At 47.0% G+C, this 5,406-nt stretch carries 2 tRNA genes and 3 rRNA genes; all 5 read right to left on the bottom strand.

The window, feature by feature from the left end:
* Positions 1-93: 93 nt before the first annotated feature.
* A 5S ribosomal RNA gene (gene rrf, locus D8991_RS08875) occupies positions 94-201 on the bottom strand.
* A 77-nt stretch (positions 202-278) separates the two neighbouring features.
* Positions 279-3,025: ribosomal RNA gene (locus D8991_RS08870) — 23S ribosomal RNA — on the bottom strand.
* 194 nt (positions 3,026-3,219) lie between these two features.
* Positions 3,220-3,293: transfer RNA gene (locus D8991_RS08865), tRNA-Ala, on the bottom strand.
* A gap of 13 nt (positions 3,294-3,306) precedes the next feature.
* Positions 3,307-3,380 (bottom strand) — tRNA-Ile (locus D8991_RS08860).
* 183 nt (positions 3,381-3,563) lie between these two features.
* Positions 3,564-5,090: ribosomal RNA gene (locus tag D8991_RS08855) — 16S ribosomal RNA — on the bottom strand.
* The 16S, 23S and 5S rRNA genes sit together here with 2 tRNA genes alongside, the layout of an rRNA operon.
* Between the last annotated feature and the right edge of the window lie 316 nt (positions 5,091-5,406).

Raw genomic sequence — 5,406 nt, 5'->3', positions numbered from 1 at the left:
TTTAATAATTAAAGGGTCTATGCCCCCTCTGACCCTACCAACAAAAAAAGGTTCTTTATCGTACGATAAAGAACCTCTTAAAATAATTATAAAAACTGGCGGCGACCTACTCTCCCGCTTACGCAGTACCATCGGCGCTAGAGGGCTTAACTTCTGTGTTCGGAATGGGAACAGGTGAGCCCCTCTGCTAAAACCACCCTAAATACCTTTATTTTAGCAGTAAAAACAACCACAAAGACAAAACCTACTATCGCACTTATAAATACCCAAACAACCAAGGCTATAAATCTACGGGTAATTAGTATTACTCGGCTATGATGTTACCACCTTTACACCTGTAACCTATCTACGTCATCTTCTCTAACGACCCTTAAAAGATGTCTCATCTTGAGGCAGGTTTCGCACTTATATGCTTTCAGTGCTTATCCTTTCCAAACTTAGCTACTCAGCGGTGCACCTGGCGGTACAACTGATACACCAGAGGTTTGTTCAACACGGTCCTCTCGTACTAGTGTCAAGCCCTCGCAAACATCTAACGCCCGCAATAGATAGAGACCGAACTGTCTCACGACGTTCTGAACCCAGCTCGCGTGCCACTTTAATGGGCGAACAGCCCAACCCTTGGGACCTTCTCCAGCCCCAGGATGTGACGAGCCGACATCGAGGTGCCGAACCTCCCCGTCGATGTGAGCTCTTGGGGGAGACTAGCCTGTTATCCCCGGAGTACCTTTTATCCTATGAGCGATGGCCCTTCCATTCGGAACCACCGGATCACTATGTCCTGCTTTCGCACCTGATCGACTTGTAGGTCTCACAGTCAAGCACCCTTTTGCCATTACACTCTACGCACGGTTACCAAGCGTGCTGAGGGTACCTTTGAAAGCCTCCGTTACTCTTTTGGAGGCGACCACCCCAGTCAAACTACCCACCACGCAATGTCCTTCCATACAGAAGTTAGGCTCCAAGTAAGCAAAGGGTGGTATTTCAACAACGGCTCCACAAACACTTGCGTGCCCGCTTCTTAGCCTCCCACCTATCCTACACATTACTTACTCAAAGTCAATACGAAGTTATAGTAAAGGTTCACAGGGTCTTTTCGTCCCATTGCGGGTAATCGGCATCTTCACCGATACTACAATTTCACCGAGCTCGTGGCTGAGACAGTGCCCAGATCGTTACACCATTCGTGCAGGTCGGAACTTACCCGACAAGGAATTTCGCTACCTTAGGACCGTTATAGTTACGGCCGCCGTTTACTGGGGCTTCAGTCAATGCCTTCGCTTACGCTAAGCACCTCCCTTAACCTTCCAGCACCGGGCAGGTGTCAGACCCTATACAGCATCTTTCGATTTAGCAGAGTCCTGTGTTTTTGATAAACAGTCGCCTGGGCCTCTTCACTGCGGCCCTCCCAGAGGAGGGCGTCTCTTATTCCGAAGTTACGAGACTATTTTGCCTAGTTCCTTAGCCACGACTCACTCGAGCACCTTAGGATTCTCTCCTCGACTACCTGTGTCGGTTTTGGTACGGGTTGCTTCACTCGCTTTTCTTGGATCCAGTTACTATACAACAACTTCGCCCGTAGGCTAGGTCTTAACTATTCCGTCAGTCTTCAGTATCCTGGCTGAACCGTCACTTTTACCGTGAGCAAGTTAGGGAATATTAACCCTATGTCCATCCACTACCCCTCTCGGGTTCGCGTTAGGCCCCGACTAACCCTCAGCTGATTAGCATGGCTGAGGAAACCTTAGTCTTTCGGTGAGCGGGTTTCTCGCCCGCTTTATCGTTACTTATGCCTACATTTTCTTTTCTATAAGCTCCACATTACCTCACAGTAATGCTTCTGCGCCGATAGAATGCTCTCCTACCGATGATTTATATCATCCCACAGCTTCGGTAATATGCTTATGCCCGATTATTATCCATGCCGAACCGCTCGACTAGTGAGCTGTTACGCACTCTTTAAATGAATGGCTGCTTCCAAGCCAACATCCTAGCTGTCTATGCAGTTCAACCGCGTTGCTTCAACTTAGCATATATTTGGGGACCTTAGCTGGTGGTCCGGGTTCTTTCCCTCTCGGACATGGACCTTAGCACCCATGCCCTCACTGCCGACCAACATTTATTAGCATTCGGAGTTTGTCAGGAATTGGTAGGCGGTGAAACCCCCGCATCCAATCAGTAGCTCTACCTCTAATAAACTATCATCGACGCTGCACCTAAATGCATTTCGGAGAGTACGAGCTATCTCCCAGTTTGATTGGCCTTTCACCCCTACCCACAGGTCATCCGAAGACTTTTCAACGTCAACCGGTTCGGTCCTCCACTTTGTGTTACCAAAGCTTCAACCTGCCCATGGGTAGATCACAAGGTTTCGCGTCTAATCCCACTAACTATTCGCCCTATTCAGACTCGCTTTCGCTTCGGCTCCGGTACTTAATACCTTAACCTCGCTAGTAAAATTAACTCGTAGGCTCATTATGCAAAAGGCACGCCGTCACAGCTTATGCTGCTCCGACCGCTTGTAGGCGTACGGTTTCAGGTTCTCTTTCACCCTTCTATTCGAAGTGCTTTTCACCTTTCCTTCACAGTACTTGTTCACTATCGGTCTTTCAGGAGTATTTAGCCTTGGAGGATGGTCCCCCCTTATTCAAACAGGATTTCACGTGTCCCGCCCTACTCTTTTATTCACTTATATATGCCTTTCATATACGGGGCTTTCACCCTCTATGGCTATCCTTTCCAGAATATTCTATTAAACATATATATGCTTTTGGGCTAATCCGCTTTCGCTCGCCACTACTTACGGAATCTCTTCGATTTCTTTTCCTCCGGGTACTTAGATGTTTCAGTTCTCCGGGTTCGCTCACCTTACGGTGTAATAAGTCTTCAACTTATTGGGTTGCCCCATTCGGATATCTACGGATCATTTCGTGTGTGCCAATCCCCGTAGCTTTTCGCAGCTTACCACGTCCTTCTTCGCCTCTGAAAGCCTAGGCATCCGCCATACGCCCTTAACGATTTCTTTCCTCTTTTAAGGTTACTCAAGCACTTATAAGTGCTCGGTTTTCTCTTTGTGATGTCTTTACCGTAAATGTCAATGATCTGTATTCTCGCCTTCCATTCTAAGCAACAGGCTGTATGCTCATACTTAGTCCCTGTTTTTCCTAAAACTTCTAGCTTATAACCCAAAAATTAAAATTCTTAATCCCTGAGCTCCTGTGGAGAATAAGGGAGTCGAACCCTTGACCTCCTGCGTGCAAGGCAGGCGCTCTAGCCAGCTGAGCTAATTCCCCGCTAAATCCTTAGTAGTCTCGGGCAGGCTCGAACTGCCGACCTCTACATTATCAGTGTAGCGCTCTAACCAGCTGAGCTACGAGACTTCATCCTAATTTTAAATCTTAAACTTTAAACTAAGCTAAAATTCCTAATCTAAAATCTCAAATCCCTCATACTAATCCTTAGGGGTTTTTTATTCTATTTTTCAATATCAACCAAAGTAAAAACTAAAGCGCTCAACTTTTAAGCAAGTCTCTTTCTTGTTTCTTTTGACGTTTAAGTCTCTAAAATGAGATGTTCCAGCCGCACCTTCCGGTACGGCTACCTTGTTACGACTTAGCCCTAGTTACTCGTTTTACCCTAGGCAGCTCCTTTGACGGTCACCGACTTCAGGTACCCCGAACTTCCATGGCTTGACGGGCGGTGTGTACAAGGCCCGGGAACGTATTCACCGCGCCATGGCTGATGCGCGATTACTAGCGATTCCAGCTTCATAGAGTCGAGTTGCAGACTCCAATCCGAACTGAGACCGGCTTTCGAGATTCGCATCACATCACTGTGTAGCTGCCCTCTGTACCGGCCATTGTATTACGTGTGTGGCCCAAGACGTAAGGGCCGTGATGATTTGACGTCATCCCCACCTTCCTCTCTACTTGCGTAGGCAGTCTCACTAGAGTCCCCAACTTAATGATGGCAACTAGTGACAGGGGTTGCGCTCGTTGCAGGACTTAACCTAACACCTCACGGCACGAGCTGACGACAACCATGCAGCACCTTGAAAATTGTCCGAAGAAAACCGTATTTCTACAGCTGGCAATTCCCATTTAAGTCTTGGTAAGGTTCCTCGCGTATCATCGAATTAAACCACATAATCCACCGCTTGTGCGGGCCCCCGTCAATTCCTTTGAGTTTCAACCTTGCGGTCGTACTCCCCAGGTGGCTGACTTATCACTTTCGCTTAGTCTCTGATCCCTAAAAACCAAAAACGAGTCAGCATCGTTTACAGCGTGGACTACCAGGGTATCTAATCCTGTTCGCTCCCCACGCTTTCGTCCATCAGCGTCAGTCTTATCTTAGCAACCTGCCTTCGCAATTGGTGTTCTAAGTAATATCTATGCATTTCACCGCTACACTACTTATTCCAGCTACTTCAAATATACTCAAGACTAACAGTATCAATGGCAGTGCTACAGTTAAGCTGCAGGATTTCACCACTGACTTATTAGCCCGCCTACGGACCCTTTAAACCCAATAAATCCGGATAACGCTTGCACCCTCCGTATTACCGCGGCTGCTGGCACGGAGTTAGCCGGTGCTTATTCATATAGTACCTTCAGCTACCCTCACGAGAGTAGGTTTATCCCTATATAAAAGAAGTTTACAATCCATAGAACCGTCGTCCTTCACGCGGGATGGCTGGATCAGGCTTCCACCCATTGTCCAATATTCCTCACTGCTGCCTCCCGTAGGAGTCTGGGCCGTGTCTCAGTCCCAGTGTGGGGGATCACCCTCTCAGGCCCCCTAAAGATCATCGCCTTGGTAAGCCGTTACCTTACCAACTAGCTAATCTTGCGCGTGCCCATCTCTATCCGCCAAAGCTTTCAATATCCCCAGATGCCCAGAAATATATTATGCGGTATTAATCTCCCTTTCGGAAGGCTATCCCCCAGATAAAGGCAGGTTGCACACGTGTTACGCACCCGTACGCCGCTCTCATTATTCATTAGCAAGCTAATAAACAACTCCCGCTCGGCTTGCATGTGTTAGGCCTCCCGCTAGCGTTCATCCTGAGCCAGGATCAAACTCTCCATTGTAAAGTTTTTTAACCTGGACTCACTCAAAGTTCTCATACTATTCGTATGTACGCTCTAGTTTTTCCTTACTTGGTTGTATCTGTTTTCTATCAATGATCTCTATTCCTTACAAATCCCAAAAACTATATCCCGTTCCAGATTTGCGAGTGCAAAAATAATACTTTTTTATTTACTAGCAAATTTTTTCAAAACTTTTTTTAAAACTTTTTTCCAAAGCCCTAAAAATCGCCCCCAAAATACCACCTATGTAGTATATAAAACCTGCCTTATATCAAATATCACTCCTGCTCCCCCCTCAATGGGACCGCAAAAATAA

This window comes from Bergeyella cardium, from assembly GCF_003614945.1.
GTDB lineage: Bacteria > Bacteroidota > Bacteroidia > Flavobacteriales > Weeksellaceae > Bergeyella_A > Bergeyella_A cardium.
Note: the sequence above shows the minus strand (reverse complement) of the source record. Positions and strands in the feature narration are given on the sequence as shown.